Below are 14,158 nucleotides of genomic sequence, written 5' to 3'. Positions count from 1 at the left end.
CGCGAGGGCGTGGCTCGAGCCCTATTGCAGCTCGTCGTTCAGATCCCCGTCTTCGTCGGGGCTGGCGCAACTCGCATCGCCTTCCCTACAATTGGCGCCCGCGGTGAGCTGTTTGATGCGCTGGTCCGTCAGTTCGGTCAGGCATTGTGAAACCTCCATCGGATGGATGGAGCCGCCCTCGCTGTCTGTCGTCGTGTAGGCGCATTCGGCGTCGCGGAAGGCGATCCAGGCGCGTTGCGCGACCTGCAGCAGCTTCCTGCCCTTGTCGTCGTTGCGACCGACGAGATCCTTGTAGGCCTGGTTGAGCTTGGCATCGGCGGCCCGATAGTCCTCGCCGGCGCAGATGTTCATCATCTGCTGGCTGTCGTCGTTGCGGTCGCATTCCTGCGCCTGCGCGATGGAGGCGGCTGCCATAACGGCAAGGCTCGCGGACACAAACAACAGGCGCATAGAGGTCTCCAAATCGGCTTGCGGGTGCCGCACCATTCCAGCCCGCCTTCGGCCGCGCAATGGCGTGGAGCCGAGATGGCGGATATTTGATGGCCAAAGCCATTCTCGGCCTCTATCCAGCACGCTTGCGGTTGACACGGGCAAGGCTCCTCGTTTATGAGCCACCGCAAGTTCAAAGGCGCGCTTTTCAGGCGCGCCTTAATAATTCGGCCCGGACAGGGCCCAGACCGACGGGCAAGACCATGAAGATCAAGAATTCGCTCAAGGCGCTGAAGGCGCGTCACCGCGACAACCAGCTGGTTCGCCGCAAGGGCCGCGTCTACATCATCAACAAGACCGCTCCACGCTACAAGGCGCGCCAGGGCTGAGTGTTCGGCCGGAGGCTCGTTGCCTCCGTCCATACGATGGTAATTGCCTGGTTCCAGGCACTTTCACGCTAATTTCAGTTTGACGATCCGCCGTCCGGGGTTAGATTCCGGCGATGCGGATTCTTTTTGCATTTTTGGCCACCCTCTTTCTTTTCGGCGTCGCTCCGGCGTCGGCGGACGATCCGCCGGCAAAGCCGCCGGTTGCCCTGACCAGGGAAGCCAGGCTCGACCAACTGTTTGCCGAGCTGAAGCGCGAGCGCAACGAAAAGGCGGCCGAGCGCATCGCCGGGCGCATCTGGGGCGAATGGTTCCAGTCCGGCAGCGCCTCGATCGACCTGATGATGCAATGGTCGCAAAAGGCGATTGACGACCAGAAGTTCGACGTCGCCCTCGACTTCCTCGACCAGGTCGTCATCCTGCAGCCAAAATATGCCGAAGGCTGGAACCGGCGCGCCACCGTGCATTACATGATGAAGAATTTCGGGAAATCGATGTCCGACATCGACCAGACGCTGCAGCTGGAACCACGCCATTTCGGCGCGCTTTCGGGCCTGGCCCAGATCATGGCCGCCACCGGCCACAAGCAATCGGCGCTCGAAGCCTGGCAGAAGGTGCTTACCATCTATCCGATGATGCGCAGCGCCCAGGACCAGGTCGCGGCAATTTCGGAAGAGCTTGCCGGCGAAGGAATTTGATTAGTCAGTAGGAATTAGGGATTAGTCAGTAGTCAGTAGAGAAGATTGGTCGAGACGCCACCTCCCTACTCCCTACTCCCTACTCCCTACTCCCTACTCCCTACTCCCTCCACCCCGTATCTCCGCGCATGAACCTCATTTACGCCGCCTGTGCTTTGCTCCTCGCGCTCGTCTTTGCCCTGGCCGGTGTCACCCGCGCCGGCGCGTGGCTGATCGAGTGGCGAAACCCGCCGGCCGGCGAATTTGCCGACATCGACGCCACCCGCATCCACTATGTCCACGTGCCGGCGCCTCAAAATGCCGAGCTGCCGGCGATCGTCTTCATCCATGGCGCCAGCGCCAACCTCAGGGATCAGATGCTGCCGATCAGGCCTTTGCTCGAAGGCCGCGCCGAGATGGTCTTCCTCGACCGGCCGGGCTTCGGCTGGTCGGCGCGCGGCCCCGGCAATGAGAGCCCGTCGGGGCAGGCCGACACCATCGCCAGGCTGATGGACCGTCTCGGCATCCACAAGGCGATCATCGTCGGCCATTCGTTTGGCGGCGTGATCACCGCCGCCTTTGGCCGCGAACACCCGGAGAAGACGCTCGGGCTGGTCTTTCTGTCGCCGGTCAGCCACCCCTGGCCGGGCGGCGCGACCGCCTGGTACTACAAGCTGACCGCCACCCCCATCATCGGCTGGCTGTTCTCGGAGACATTGACCTATCCGGCAGGCACGCTGCAGATGGACGGCGCCACGGCCTGCGTGTTTTCTCCCAACAAGGTGCCGGAAGGCTATGTCGGCAATGCCTCGATTCCGCTGGTGCTGCGTCCCGGCGCTTTCCGCGCCAACGCCATCGATGTCGCCGGCCTCTACGACTATACGCTGAAGGCCGCGCCGCATTACCGCGACATCACAGCGCCGACCATCGTCATCTCGGGCGACCGCGACAAGGTGGTCTATGCCTCGATCCATTCGGTCGGCCTGGTCAGGGACATCCCCGGCGCCGAACTGATCTGGGTCCACAATCTCGGCCACAAGCCGGATTGGATCGCCTCCGATCTCGTCGTCGGCGCGATCGAGAAAGTCGCCGGCAAGGAGATCGACCTGGAGGCAGTCGCAAAAACCGTGGAAGCACGGATCGCCGTCGATGCGTACAATGAGGGGCGATGCCCCGACATCACCGTGCCCGACGCGGAACTGGCCCCGACCTGATCGCCATGTATGTCCTGAAACACGGCATCAAGAGAAACCCGGAGAAGCGATGGGCGTTGCCGGACCGCATCTTCTTCGGTTATGGCGCGTGCGCCATTCTTGCCGGCGCCTTTCTCGAGCATCCTCCTCTGGAAGGATTTTACGGCGAACGGATCATTCCTGGCGAGGGCTTTTCCGGGAACCATATTTACGCGACGAACGGCGTGATCGCGTTCGACTATCACGGCTATTCCGCCCGCGAGCAGCTTTTGGACACCACAAGAGGGGCTGGGCGTCGCGCAATCCCGGGTGGCACTGCACGATCGCCACGGTCGATTTCGATCTGCTCGACACAGTCGAACTCAACCGGCGAAAGATGCTGGGTCCGGACCAGTACCTGCACGACCCCGTTCCCCGGGCTCGCCGCTTCCTTCGGCGCATCGATCACGCCGAAGGTGCGGCAAGAGCGCTGCGGACTGTGACGAGGTCTCAGCCTATGTTGCGGGTGGCCTGCACGTCCGATCCGACATAGGCGATGCGCAGCATGTTGGTCGAACCCGGCGTCCTCAGCGGCACGCCCGCCGTGATGATGACACGGTCGCCCGGCTGGCCGAACCCCTCTTCGAAAGCGATGCGGCAGGCGCGGTCGACCATGTCGTCGAGGTCGCTGGCGTCGGGCGAGACGACGCAATGCGTGCCCCACAAAAGCGACAGCCGCCGCGCCGTGTTGAGGATCGGCGACAGCGCGATGATCGGCACTTGCGGCCGCTCGCGCGCGGCGCGCAGGCCGGTGGTGCCCGACGCCGTATAGGTGATGATCGCCGACAGTTTCAGCGTCTCGGCAATCTCGCGGGCGGCGAGCGAAATGGCGTCGGCGCCGGTTGCTTCCGGTTCCGAGCGCTGCGCGTTGATGATGCCGGCATAGGTCGGGTCGGTTTCGACCTTGGTGGCGATGCGGTTCATCATCGCCACCGCCTCGACCGGATAGGCGCCGGCAGCGGATTCGGCTGAAAGCATGATGGCGTCGGCGCCCTCGAACACGGCGATCGACACGTCGGAGACCTCGGCGCGGGTCGGCACCGGCGCGGTGATCATCGATTCCAGCATTTGCGTGGCGACCACCACCGGCTTGCCGGCGCGGCGCGCGGCGCGCGTGATCTGCTTCTGGATGCCGGGCACCGCTTCCAGCGGCATTTCCACACCGAGATCGCCGCGGGCGACCATCAGCGCGTCGGAGAGTTCGATGATTTCGGCCAGCCGGGCTACCGCCTGCGGCTTTTCGATCTTGGCCATGATAAGCGCCCGGCCGCGCGCGATCTTGCGGGCTTCCGCCAAATCCTCCGGCCGCTGCACGAACGACAGCGCCACCCAGTCGACGCTTTCCGCCAGCACCGCATCGAGGTCCTTGCGGTCCTTTTCGGTCAGCGCACCGACCGGCAGGTCGGTGTCGGGCAGGCTGACGCCCTTCTTGTCGGAAATGGTGGTGCCGGCGACGACCGCGCAGGTGATCGACTTGCCGTCGCTCTTCACCGCCCTGAGCTCCAGCTTGCCGTCGTCGATCAACAGACGGTGGCCGGCCTCGACCGAACTCAGGATTTCGGGATGCGGCAGGTAGACGCGGGTCGACGTGCCGGGCTCGGGATTGTTGTCGAGGGTGAAGGTCTGGCCCGGGGTCAGCACCTCCTTGCCGTTGGCGAACTTGCCGACGCGCAGCTTCGGTCCCTGCAAATCGGCCAGGATGCCGATCGGACGGCCGACCTTTTCCTCGACCGCGCGGATGCGGCCGACCAGCGTGCGCATCAGCTCGTGATCGGTGTGGCTCATATTGATGCGGAAGACATCGGCGCCGGCTTCGAACAGCTTCTGCAGCATCTCCTCGGACGAGGAGGCAGGACCGATGGTGGCGAGGATCTTGACCTTGCGGCTACGTCTCATTGACTGTTTGTTCCCGGGGCGGCTGGAGCGCCTCCCGTTGTGGACTCATCGGTCAGCTGGACCATCCAGCTTGCCTGCTCGCCCGTGTCATATTCCTGGAATCCGGCGCGCTGGAAGCCCCGGGCGACGCAATCGGTAACGCCGGCAATCTTGAATTCTTTTTCGGCCACGCACATGTTGATCGGGCCATCCCAGCGCCCGCCGCGCTCGGCGTCTTCTGCATAAAGATAGTAAAACCTCGATGACAGCGGACCTTCGATCAGCGTCTTGCAGCTCGATCCTTCGATGTGCCACCACCCCTCGGTGATCCAGCCTGCCTTGGCGCGGTAGCCGATGCCGACGCCGACCAGGTTCTGCGTGGCGTTGCAGACGCGGAAATCGGCGCGGGCAGGCGAAGCCGCGACCAGCGCGGTGAGCCCTAGCGTCAGGGTCAGGAGCGGCACGGCAAAGGCGGTGCGCGCACGCGGCCTGCCGGCGGAACCCATCCCGAAACCCCTCAATAACGTCATCTGCATCTCTCAGCGCCCCTTTTCGGAAAAGTCCGGGCGCATGTCAACGCGCCGTTCTGTCCAATTCCAATCGATTTAGAAAGGCCCCCGACACGCGATCTGCCGCGCGTCACAGGATTTTCGCAGAAACCGTGGCCAAACAACGGCATTGCGCAACAGTCCTCTTCGTGGGAATGACGATACCACCCTCCCCGGAAGCCAGCGAACAGACCTTTCCAGCCAATGACCCGATCCACAGTTTTCGCGCCTTTCGATATCGTCGAAGGCGACCGCAAGCGAGGCATCGTGCTTGTCGCCGACCATGCCCGCCGCGACCTGCCGGAGGAGTATGGCAGTCTCGGCTTGCCGGCGGCGGAACTCGATCGCCATATCGCCTACGACATCGGTGTCGAGACGGTGACGCGCGAACTGGCCGCAGCGCTCGACGTGCCGGCGGTGATCGCCAATTTTTCGCGGCTGCTGATCGATCCCAATCGCGGCGAGGACGACCCGACGCTGATCCGCCAGCTCTATGACGGCACTGTCGTGCCGGGAAACTACCCTATGGCACCGGCCGAACGCGAAAGGCGGCTCGACGGCTTCTACCGGCCTTATCAGGACGCGGTCGGCGCCATGATCGCGTCGGTGGCGCACGCCTCAGGCAAAGCGCCGCTCATCTTCTCCGTACACTCCTTCACCCCTGTCATGCAGGGCTTCATCCGCCCTTGGCATGTCGGCATATTGTGGGACCTCGACGACCGCGTGGCGCGGCCGCTGATCGACATGCTGGCGCAGGATAAAAACCTCGTCGTTGGCGACAATGAACCCTATGACGGCGCGTTGCGCGGCGACACCATGTTCAAGCACGCCATCGTCAACGGCTTTGCCCATGCGCTGATCGAGATCCGCCAGGACCTGATATCAGACCGCAAGGGGGCGCTGGCCTGGGCGGAACGGCTGGCGCCGATCGTTGACGCCATCGACCGCCGTCCCGATATACATCAGGTGAAGATGTTCGGCTCGCGCACCGGGCCGCTGTGAGGACCCAAGGCAATGACCGAACTCAGCGATGACCAGAAACGCGATTTCGAGGCCGCGGCCTTCCGCCGGCTGGTCGAGCATCTGCGCGAGCGCAGCGATGTGCAAAACATCGACCTGATGAACCTCGCCGGCTTCTGCCGCAACTGCCTGTCGAACTGGTATCGCGAAGCGGCCGAGGCTGAGGGCGTCGATCTCGGCAAGGATCAGTCGCGCGAAATCGTCTACGGCATGCCCTATGCGCAATGGCAGGCGCTGAACCAGACCGAGGCTTCGGACGCCAAGAAAGCGGAGTTCGAGGCAAGACGGCCGAGGGATCACTGAAGTAGCGCGCGGTTCACAGGATTGACGTCGGCGGGACAGCGCCTAACGGTTTCCCCTTAGATGTGGCCCACAAGCTTTTCGCAGCCAAGCGCTTGACGAGAAATTGAATCGATCTAATTTGCCGCGCAAAGCCATTCCTTGACCGGATTCGGGCCATGAACGCGCAAGACACCATGCAGAGCGCCCTTCAGGGGCGATGGGCCGTAGCCGCGATCTTCCTCGCCAACGGCTTCCTGACCGGCAGCTGGGCGCCGCAGATTCCGGTGTTCCTGACCCGGCTCGACATCTCGAAATTCACCCTCGGTCTGCTGATCCTGCTGTTCGGCGTCGGCGCGGTCGCGGCCATGAGCTGGTGCGGCCATCTGATCTCCAGGCATGGCTCGCGCACCGTGTTGCGCTGGTTCGGCCTTTGCGGCAGCCTCGGCCTGCTGATCGTGGCGCTGGCGCCCAACGTGCCGCTGGCGGCGATCGCCATGATCATCTTCGGCGGCTCGATCGGCGGCATGGATGTCGCGATGAACGCCAATGCGGTGGTGGTCGAGCGCCGGCTGTCCCGCGCCATCATGTCGTCCTCGCACGGCTTCTGGAGCCTCGGCGGTTTCGCCGGTGGCGGTCTGGGCGGTTACGCCATCCAGACTTACGGCCACCTCGCCCATGCGGCTGTGGTCACGGTCATAGCTTTTGCCGTCATTGCCGTGGCGGTCGGCTACCTCATCGCCGAGGACAAGCCGCAGGCCGCCGAGCATCACAGATTAACGCTGCCGGCCAACCCGCTGGTCTATCTTGTCGGGCTGATGGCGCTGCTGACGATGATTTCCGAGGGCGCCGTGCTCGACTGGGCAGCGCTTTATCTCCGGCAGGAGCTCGGCGCCGACCTCGCCATCGCCGGCCTTGCCTACGCCGCCTTCTCCGGCGTCATGGCTGTCATGCGCTTTTTCGGCGACGGCGTGCGCAACCGCTTCGGCGCGGTGGCGACGCTGCGCGGCTCGGCGGTGGTCGCCGCCGCCGGCATGCTGGTCGCCGGCCTGTCGCCTTCGCCCTGGATCGCCATCGCGGCTTTTGCCCTGTGCGGCTTCGGCATCGCCAATATGGTGCCGATCATCTTCTCGGCCGGCGGCAACCAGGAAGGCATGTCGTCGGGCACCGGCATGAGCGTCGTCACCACCATGGGCTATTCCGGCATATTGGTAGCGCCGTCGGCGATCGGCTTCGTCGCCGAGCATTCCAGCTTCGGGCCGATCTTCGTCGCCATGTCGGGGCTGTTGATCGTCGTGCTTTTGATGGCCGGGCTCGCTCACCGCGCCGAATTCGCGGCCGCCCCCGCCGAATAGCGCTTCAGCTCCTCATAGAGGAAATCCGCGACGCGGCGGATGCGCACGCTGGTGCGCACGTCGCGATGCATGGCCAGCCACACCGGCAGGCTGGGCAGTGGCAGGCCGGGCAGCAGTTTCTCCAGCGACGGGTCGCTGTCCGTCAGCGGCTCCTGGCCAAGACCGACGCCGTTTCCCGCCCGCAGCGCTTCCCACAGCACGATCTGGTTGTCGGCCCTGAAGCGGAAGCTGCTTCGGGTGACGGGGATGCCGGCCTGGGTAAAGCCCCGGATCATCTCGTCGCTGCGGTCGAAGCCGATCAGCGGATGGTCGAGAAGATCGGCGGGCTTGAGCGGGCGGCCGTGCTGGTCGAGATAGGATTTCGCCGCGCAGCAGCAGAGCTTGATATCGCAGACCTTGCGCGCCGTCAGCTCGTTCTGCGCCGGCTTGACCATGCGGATGGCGATATCGGCATCCCTTCGCAGCAGGTTCTCGACCTGGTTCGAGGCGACGATCTCGACCTCGATGCCGGGTTCCTCGATGCCGAGCCGCGCCGTCATCCTCGGCAGCACATAGGCCGCCACCACCTCGCTGGCGGCAATGCGCACCGTGCCTTCGATCGCCTCGACCGAGCCCAATGCCAATAGTGAGAACGCGCTCGCCTGCTCGCTCACGGCCTTGCCGCGTTCGAACAGCGTGGCGCCTGCTTCCGTCAGCGCATAGCCGCGCCGCCCGCGCCGGAACAAGGTGACGCCCAACGCCTGTTCGAGCTCACCGATGTGACGCCCGAGCGTCGGTTGGCTGGCCGACAGTTTGCGCGCTGCGGCCGACAGGCTGCCGGTCTCCGCCACGGTGACGAAACTCTTGATCAGGTTCCAGTCGATGTCTTCCATTCATTTATGAATAACAAATCTGCATCCATAGTCAATTTTCATTCGCGTATGAACGCATCATATTCGCCGTGCAAACACAGACACGGAGAAGAAAAATGACCAAGATCGCAATTCTAGGCGCCAATGGCCGGCTCGGCCGCGTGGTTGGGAAAGCCTTCATCGACGCCGGTTTCGACGTCCGCGCCGTCACCCGCAGCGGCAAGGTCCCAGCCGAACTCAAGGGCGCCACCGCCGTCGCCGGCGATGCGCTCGACCGCGAGGCGCTGATCCGCGCCACGCAGGGTGTCGACATCGTCTTCAACGGTCTCAACCCGATCTACACCGACTGGAGCAAATGCCGGCCGATGGCGGAGAACGTCATGGCCGCCTGCCATGCCAACGGCGCGCTGCATCTCTTCCCCGGCACTGTCTACAATTACGGCTCGCCGATGCCTGAGGTGGTCACCGAAGACGCGCCATTTCGTCCGACGACCGAGAAGGGCCGCATCCGCTGCGCCATGGAAGCGCTGTTTCGCCGCGAGGCGGATGCCGGCCGCGTCCGCACCATCATCCTGCGCGCCGGCGATTTCTTCGGCGGCACGGGCAGCGGTTCATGGTTCGACCTCGTCGTCGCCGCCAAGATGAACAAGGGCGTCTACACAGCGCCTGGCCCTGCCAACCTCGTGCACGAATGGGCCTATTTGCCGGACTTCGCCATCGGCTTCGTCGGCCTGGCGCGCAATCAGGGCAAGCTCGGCTTCTTTGAGGCGCTCAACTTCCCCGGCCACGCCGTCACCGACATGGACATAAAGGCCGCCGCCGAGAAGGCGCTGGGCCGTCCGCTGAAACTGACCTTCATGCCTTGGTGGGTGCTGCGCGCCGGCAGCCCGTTCGTGGCGATGTGGCGCGAGATCGTCTCGATGTCCTATCTGCGCTTCGAACCGCACCGGCTCGTGTCCGACCGGCTGGCAAGCATCATCGGCGAAGTCCCGCACACGCCGCTGGACGAGGCCGTGGCCGAGGCATTGAAGGACATCGGCATCAGCCTCGACAATGCAAAAGACGCCGCTTAAATGCATGTCGCCCAGAAGTGTGCGCGGTTCTGGGACAACGACATGCATCAGAACAAAGACTTTAGACAAAAATCTCTCTCGCGGTGCTGGCCCAATCGCTGGAAATCAGCAACCGGATGGTCATTATGAGGAGACTGTTTATAACGGTCGGCGAGATCACCATCACCAAGGGGAGACGATGCGTTACATACGTCCGCTTTCAATCGAAGACGCCGTTGGCCTGCTGGCCGACGCTTCCGGCACATCAGCCATTCTCGCTGGAGGCAGTGACCTCCTCGTTCGGATGAAGGGCGGGTTTGTCGATCCCGACCTGATCGTCGATATCAAGGCGATCGAGGGCTTGAGCGAGATCAGGGAGACGGCCGACGGCTTCAGCATCGGCGCCACCGTCCCCTGCGCCGTCCTGGGCGAGAGCGCGGTTCTGAAGAAGGCCTGGCCCGGTGTCGTCGAAGCGTCGAAGCTGATCGGCTCTAAACAGGTCCAGGGCCGCTGCACCATCGTTGGCAATCTGTGCAACGCATCGCCGGCCGCCGACAGCGTCCCGGCCTTGGTGGCCGCCGCCGCAAAGGCCGTGGTTGCCGGTCCGTCGGGCAAGCGCACCATTCCGGTCGAGGCTGTGCCGATCGGGCCTGGCAAGACCTCGCTCACCAAGGGTGAGATCGTCGAGGCGATCCTGCTCGACAAGCGCGCGCCGCGTTCGGGCGACGCCTATCTCAGATTCATTCCGCGCACCGAGATGGACATCGCGGTGGTGAGCGCCGGCGTGAACCTGACGCTCGACGAGCATGGCGTCATAACAGCCGCCCGCGTCGCGCTGGGCGCCGCGGCCCCGACCGTGCTTCTGGTGGAAGAAGCAGCCGAGGCACTCATCGGCAGGAAGCTGGATGAGGCGGTACTTGAGCGGCTCGCCAAGATCTGCGCTGGGGCCTGCCGCCCCATCGACGACAAGCGCGGCACAATCGAATTCAGACGAAAAGTTGCGGGCGTGCTGGCCGGACGGGCCGCGACGACCGCCTACGCACGCGCAGGAGGCAAATGATGGCCGGTGTAGCAGTTTCAACGACAATCAACGGCGATCACGTCGAATACCTTTGCCAGCCCGACGAGACGTTGCTCGACGTCCTGCGCGATCGGCTCGGCCTGACCGGCGCCAAGGAAGGCTGCGGCACCGGCGACTGCGGCGCCTGCTCGATCGTTCTCGACAATCGGCTGGTCTGCTCCTGCCTTGTGCTTGGCGCTGAAGCCGAAGGCAGGCATATCGAGACCGTCGAGGGCATGGCGCATGGCGATCAGTTGCATCCGCTGCAGCAGAAATTCCTGGAGCATGCGGCCCTGCAATGCGGCATCTGCACGCCGGGCTTCCTCATCGCGGCCAAGGATCTTCTGGCCAAGAACCCCGATCCTACCGAGGAAGAAATCCGCTTCGGCCTCGCCGGCAACCTCTGCCGCTGCACCGGCTACGACAAGATCGTGCGCGCGGTCCAGGATGCGGCCAATGTGATGAAGGGAGCGCACGCATGAACTTCGATCCACGCTTTTCGGGCCGCAAATTCTCCTCCGTCGGCACGCGGCCTATCCGTCCCGACGGCGTCGACAAGGTGACGGGACGCGCCCGTTACGGCGCCGACTTCAACATGGCGGGACAGCTGGTCGGGCGTGTCCTGCGCAGCCCGCATGCGCATGCCAGGATCCTCAAGATCGACACTTCGAAAGCGGAAAAGCTGGCCGGCGTGAAAGCGGTGATCACCGCCGCCGACCTGCCCGACCTCACCGATGGCGACGCCGCCATGTATGACGTCCTCGACAATTGCATGGCGCGCGGCAAGGCGCTCTATGACGGCCACGCCGTGGCCGCGGTCGCCGCCGTCGATGCCCGCACGGCCAGGCAGGCGCTGAAGCTCATCGAGGTCGAATACGAGCTGTTGCCGCATGTGACCGATGTCGACGAGGCGATGAAGCACACCGCCCCCTTGATCAACGACACGATCTTCACCGAGGGTCTCGAGGAAAAGCCGGCAAAGCCGTCCAACGTCACCAAGCGCAGCCAGTTTGGCCATGGCGATGTCCATCAGGGCTTTGGCCACGCCGATGTCATTGTCGAGCGCTCCTTCAAGACCGAGCAGACGCATCAGGGCTATATCGAGCCGCATGCCTGCGTGGCGAGCGTCTCGTCGGACGGCACCGCCGACCTCTGGGTCTGCACGCAGGGCCATTTCGTCTACCGCCAGCATTGTGCGCAACTGCTCGGGCTGGAAGCCTCGAAGCTGCGCGTCACCTCCTCGGAGATCGGCGGCGGCTTCGGCGGCAAGACCCATGTCTGGGCCGAGCCGGTGGCGCTGGCGCTGTCGCGCAAGGCCGGTCGGCCGGTCAAGCTCGTCATGACCCGCGACGAGGTGTTCCGCGCCTCGGGTCCGACCAGCGCCACCTCGATCGACGTGAAGATCGGCGCCCGCAAGGACGGCACCATCACTGCCGCCGAAGCGACGCTGCGCTACACCAGCGGTCCCTATGCCGGCACCTGGGCCGAGATCGGCGCCATGACGGCCTTCGCCTGCTACAAGCTCGATAACGTCCAGACCGTCGGCTTCGAAGTGCTGGTCAACCGGCCGAAGACCGCGGCCTATCGCGCGCCCTCCGCGCCGATGGCGGCGTTCGCGGTGGAAAGTGCAGTCGACGAGCTGGCCAAGGAACTCGGCATGGACCCGGTCGAGTTCCGCATCAAGAACGCCGCGCAGGAAGGCACCCGCTCCTCCTACGGTCCGGTCTACGGCCCGATCGGCATCGGCCCGACGCTGGAGGCGGCCAAGCACCATCCGCACATGAAGGCGCCGCTGAGCAAGAACCAGGGCCGCGGCATGGCCTGCGGCTTCTGGTTCAATTTCGGCGGCCAGACCTGCGTGGACCTGAACATCGGCATGGACGGCTCGGTGTCGCTGGCCGTCGGCACGGTGGACGTCGGCGGTTCGCGCGCGTCGCTGTCGCTGGTGGCGGCGGAGGAGCTCGGCATCGACTATGCCCAGCTCAAGGCGGTGGTCGCCGACACCTCCTCGCTCGGCTACAACGACATGACCGACGGCAGCCGCGGCACCTTCTCGTCCTCGATGGCGACCATCTCGGCCGCCCGCAACGCCATCAAGATCCTGCGTGAGCGCGCCGCCCAGACGTGGGACATCCCCGTCGACGACGTGGTCTGGGAAAACGGCCACGCCATCGCCAAGGGCGAGAAGTACGGCAATCTTGCAGCCCTCTCGCTGAAGGAGATCGCCGCCGCGTCCGGCAAGACCGGCGGGCCGATCGCCGGCCACAGCGAGCTCGTCGCCGACGGCGCCGGCGTCTCCTTCGCCACCCATATATGCGACATCGAGGTCGACCCCGATACCGGCTCGACCAGGGTGATCCGCTACACGGTGATCCAGGATGCCGGCAAGGCGGTGCACCCCACCTATGTCGAGGGCCAGTACCAGGGCGGCGCCGCGCAAGGCATCGGCTGGGCGCTCAACGAGGAGTACATCTACGGAAAGGACGGGCGTCTCCAGAACGCCGGCTTCCTCGACTACCGCATCCCGGTCTGCTCGGACCTGCCGATGATCGACACGCAGATCCTCGAGATACCCAATCCCAACCACCCCTATGGCGTGCGCGGCGTCGGCGAAACCTCGATCGTGCCGCCGCTGGCGGCGATCGCCAACGCGGTCTCCAACGCCGCCGGCGTGCGCATGACCCACATCCCGATGTCGCCGCCACGGGTTCTCGCCGCGATCGAGGCGGAACGGGGAGGCTAGGGCAAAAATGAGGTTCTTGCCCTAATGGTCGAAGTCACGCTCTGGGGCGCGCTGGGCCAGCTCGCCGGCGGCCAGAGCAAGATCGAGGTCGAGGCCAAGGACATAAGGGAGCTGTTCAGGAAGCTGGCTGAACAGTATCCCGGCATCGAGCCCTGGATCGAGAAGGGCATTGCGGTGGCGATCGACGGTACGATCTATCGCGATACCTGGTCGAAGGAACTGCCACAGGGAGCGGAGATTTTCCTGCTGCCGCGGTTGGCTGGGGGGTGAAGTGGGGTGTCGCCCTACGTCCCAGAGCGGACCGGCATCCTCGGTCTGCGAACTTCAAGTGCAATGTCGGTCCTCGCCTAGATGCCAGTTTTGCTGACCGCGTCTTATCGGCGGCGGGTTGGCCAACAATCCAGAGAACCTGATTCGCTGGATTACTATCGGCAAGGGACATCAGTCCGCACACGGCTCTGAAGTGACTCGAGCGGGTCACCGTTTGACGGACAACACCGGCCCCTTTCTGGAGAGGCCGGCTATCGTTGATCCAGGATCATCAAGCTAGGTTTGGCGCTGAGACGTATCGGAAATTCGTTCGCGCACGGCATGCTCGGTCTTGTCTGCTGTGGACTTCACGATCTCGCCGAGCTGATCGGCTATCGTGTC

General features: G+C 64.3%; 15 protein-coding genes and 1 pseudogene. 12 read left to right on the top strand and 4 right to left on the bottom strand.

The window, feature by feature from the left end:
- Positions 1-21: 21 nt before the first annotated feature.
- Complete coding sequence (locus X771_RS139190) at positions 22-450, bottom strand: lysozyme inhibitor LprI family protein (RefSeq protein WP_023684031.1); 429 nt, start codon at positions 448-450, stop codon at positions 22-24.
- A gap of 242 nt (positions 451-692) precedes the next feature.
- Here X771_RS139190 and ykgO point away from each other — a divergent pair, with 242 nt between their 5' ends.
- The 4 genes and pseudogenes from ykgO (at position 693) to X771_RS01000000165445 (ending at position 3,217) form a co-directional block, all read left to right on the top strand.
- Positions 693-818: a type B 50S ribosomal protein L36 gene (gene ykgO, locus X771_RS139195; RefSeq protein WP_006327841.1), complete on the top strand. Its 126-nt coding sequence runs from the start codon at positions 693-695 to the stop codon at positions 816-818.
- Positions 819-931: 113 nt separating this feature from the next.
- Entirely contained in the window at positions 932-1,513 is a 582-nt protein-coding gene (locus X771_RS139200; protein ID WP_023690055.1) for a hypothetical protein, read from the top strand.
- A 128-nt stretch (positions 1,514-1,641) separates the two neighbouring features.
- A complete protein-coding gene (locus X771_RS139205; protein WP_023690054.1) occupies positions 1,642-2,706 on the top strand; it encodes an alpha/beta hydrolase in 1,065 nt (354 codons plus the stop codon).
- A gap of 5 nt (positions 2,707-2,711) precedes the next feature.
- Positions 2,712-3,217, top strand: a pseudogene (locus tag X771_RS01000000165445) (hypothetical protein).
- On the opposite strand, the gene pyk reads toward X771_RS01000000165445, so the two are convergent.
- Together pyk and X771_RS139215 are read right to left on the bottom strand one after the other, a co-directional pair.
- The gene (gene pyk, locus X771_RS139210; RefSeq protein ID WP_023690053.1) at positions 3,175-4,620 is read right to left on the bottom strand and encodes a pyruvate kinase; all 1,446 of its coding nucleotides are present in this window, start codon (positions 4,618-4,620) and stop codon (positions 3,175-3,177) included. The pseudogene X771_RS01000000165445 and the gene pyk sit on opposite strands and share 43 nt — an antisense overlap.
- Positions 4,617-5,105 (bottom strand): DUF1036 domain-containing protein, encoded by a 489-nt coding sequence (locus X771_RS139215; RefSeq protein WP_023673118.1) that lies wholly within the window; start codon positions 5,103-5,105, stop codon positions 4,617-4,619. The genes pyk and X771_RS139215 overlap by 4 nt, the downstream gene beginning before the upstream one ends.
- A gap of 246 nt (positions 5,106-5,351) precedes the next feature.
- Between X771_RS139215 and X771_RS139220 the strand changes: the two genes are divergently transcribed.
- The 3 genes from X771_RS139220 to X771_RS139230 all read left to right on the top strand — a co-directional run bounded on the left by X771_RS139220 (position 5,352) and on the right by X771_RS139230 (position 7,801).
- Positions 5,352-6,149, top strand: coding sequence for an N-formylglutamate amidohydrolase (locus X771_RS139220; RefSeq protein ID WP_023690052.1), 798 nt, complete (start codon positions 5,352-5,354; stop codon positions 6,147-6,149).
- Between the two features lie 12 nt (positions 6,150-6,161).
- Positions 6,162-6,470, top strand: a complete 309-nt coding sequence (locus X771_RS139225; RefSeq protein ID WP_023690051.1) for a DUF1244 domain-containing protein — start codon at positions 6,162-6,164, stop codon at positions 6,468-6,470.
- Positions 6,471-6,625: 155 nt separating this feature from the next.
- Positions 6,626-7,801: an MFS transporter gene (locus X771_RS139230; RefSeq protein WP_023690050.1), complete on the top strand. Its 1,176-nt coding sequence runs from the start codon at positions 6,626-6,628 to the stop codon at positions 7,799-7,801.
- On the opposite strand, the gene X771_RS139235 is transcribed toward X771_RS139230, so the two are convergent.
- On the bottom strand, positions 7,765-8,673 hold the full coding sequence (locus X771_RS139235; RefSeq protein WP_023690049.1) for a LysR family transcriptional regulator: 909 nt from the start codon (positions 8,671-8,673) through the stop codon (positions 7,765-7,767). The genes X771_RS139230 and X771_RS139235 overlap by 37 nt on opposite strands.
- A gap of 95 nt (positions 8,674-8,768) precedes the next feature.
- Between X771_RS139235 and X771_RS139240 the strand changes: the two genes are divergently transcribed.
- From X771_RS139240 to X771_RS139260, 5 genes are all read left to right on the top strand, one after another.
- Entirely contained in the window at positions 8,769-9,725 is a 957-nt protein-coding gene (locus X771_RS139240; protein ID WP_023690048.1) for an SDR family oxidoreductase, read from the top strand.
- A 178-nt stretch (positions 9,726-9,903) separates the two neighbouring features.
- Positions 9,904-10,764 (top strand): xanthine dehydrogenase family protein subunit M, encoded by an 861-nt coding sequence (locus X771_RS139245; RefSeq protein WP_023690047.1) that lies wholly within the window; start codon positions 9,904-9,906, stop codon positions 10,762-10,764.
- Entirely contained in the window at positions 10,764-11,246 is a 483-nt protein-coding gene (locus tag X771_RS139250) for a (2Fe-2S)-binding protein (RefSeq protein WP_023690046.1), read from the top strand. Before X771_RS139245 ends, X771_RS139250 begins: the two co-directional genes overlap by 1 nt.
- Positions 11,243-13,507, top strand: a complete 2,265-nt coding sequence (locus tag X771_RS139255) for a xanthine dehydrogenase family protein molybdopterin-binding subunit (protein ID WP_023690045.1) — start codon at positions 11,243-11,245, stop codon at positions 13,505-13,507. Before X771_RS139250 ends, X771_RS139255 begins: the two co-directional genes overlap by 4 nt.
- Before the next feature lie 24 nt (positions 13,508-13,531).
- A complete protein-coding gene (locus X771_RS139260) occupies positions 13,532-13,777 on the top strand; it encodes a MoaD/ThiS family protein (protein WP_023690044.1) in 246 nt (81 codons plus the stop codon).
- Positions 13,778-14,158: the final 381 nt, after the last annotated feature.

The organism is Mesorhizobium sp. LSJC269B00 (genome assembly GCF_000502815.1).
Taxonomy (GTDB): Bacteria; Pseudomonadota; Alphaproteobacteria; order Rhizobiales; family Rhizobiaceae; genus Mesorhizobium.
The sequence above is the reverse complement of the archived record's forward strand: the minus strand, read 5'-3'. Positions and strand labels throughout refer to the sequence as shown.

What these genes read in the sequence shown, in the direction of transcription:
- X771_RS139190 (WP_023684031.1), bottom strand. Translation starts at nt 450, where the DNA reads ATGCGCCTGTTGTTTGTGTCCGCGAGCCTTGCCGTTATGGCAGCCGCC.
- ykgO (WP_006327841.1), top strand. Translation starts at nt 693, where the DNA reads ATGAAGATCAAGAATTCGCTCAAGGCGCTGAAGGCGCGTCACCGCGAC.
- X771_RS139200 (WP_023690055.1), top strand. Translation starts at nt 932, where the DNA reads ATGCGGATTCTTTTTGCATTTTTGGCCACCCTCTTTCTTTTCGGCGTC.
- X771_RS139205 (WP_023690054.1), top strand. Translation starts at nt 1,642, where the DNA reads ATGAACCTCATTTACGCCGCCTGTGCTTTGCTCCTCGCGCTCGTCTTT.
- pyk (WP_023690053.1), bottom strand. Translation starts at nt 4,620, where the DNA reads ATGAGACGTAGCCGCAAGGTCAAGATCCTCGCCACCATCGGTCCTGCC.
- X771_RS139215 (WP_023673118.1), bottom strand. Translation starts at nt 5,105, where the DNA reads ATGGGTTCCGCCGGCAGGCCGCGTGCGCGCACCGCCTTTGCCGTGCCG.
- X771_RS139220 (WP_023690052.1), top strand. Translation starts at nt 5,352, where the DNA reads ATGACCCGATCCACAGTTTTCGCGCCTTTCGATATCGTCGAAGGCGAC.
- X771_RS139225 (WP_023690051.1), top strand. Translation starts at nt 6,162, where the DNA reads ATGACCGAACTCAGCGATGACCAGAAACGCGATTTCGAGGCCGCGGCC.
- X771_RS139230 (WP_023690050.1), top strand. Translation starts at nt 6,626, where the DNA reads ATGAACGCGCAAGACACCATGCAGAGCGCCCTTCAGGGGCGATGGGCC.
- X771_RS139235 (WP_023690049.1), bottom strand. Translation starts at nt 8,673, where the DNA reads ATGGAAGACATCGACTGGAACCTGATCAAGAGTTTCGTCACCGTGGCG.
- X771_RS139240 (WP_023690048.1), top strand. Translation starts at nt 8,769, where the DNA reads ATGACCAAGATCGCAATTCTAGGCGCCAATGGCCGGCTCGGCCGCGTG.
- X771_RS139245 (WP_023690047.1), top strand. Translation starts at nt 9,904, where the DNA reads ATGCGTTACATACGTCCGCTTTCAATCGAAGACGCCGTTGGCCTGCTG.
- X771_RS139250 (WP_023690046.1), top strand. Translation starts at nt 10,764, where the DNA reads ATGGCCGGTGTAGCAGTTTCAACGACAATCAACGGCGATCACGTCGAA.
- X771_RS139255 (WP_023690045.1), top strand. Translation starts at nt 11,243, where the DNA reads ATGAACTTCGATCCACGCTTTTCGGGCCGCAAATTCTCCTCCGTCGGC.
- X771_RS139260 (WP_023690044.1), top strand. Translation starts at nt 13,532, where the DNA reads ATGGTCGAAGTCACGCTCTGGGGCGCGCTGGGCCAGCTCGCCGGCGGC.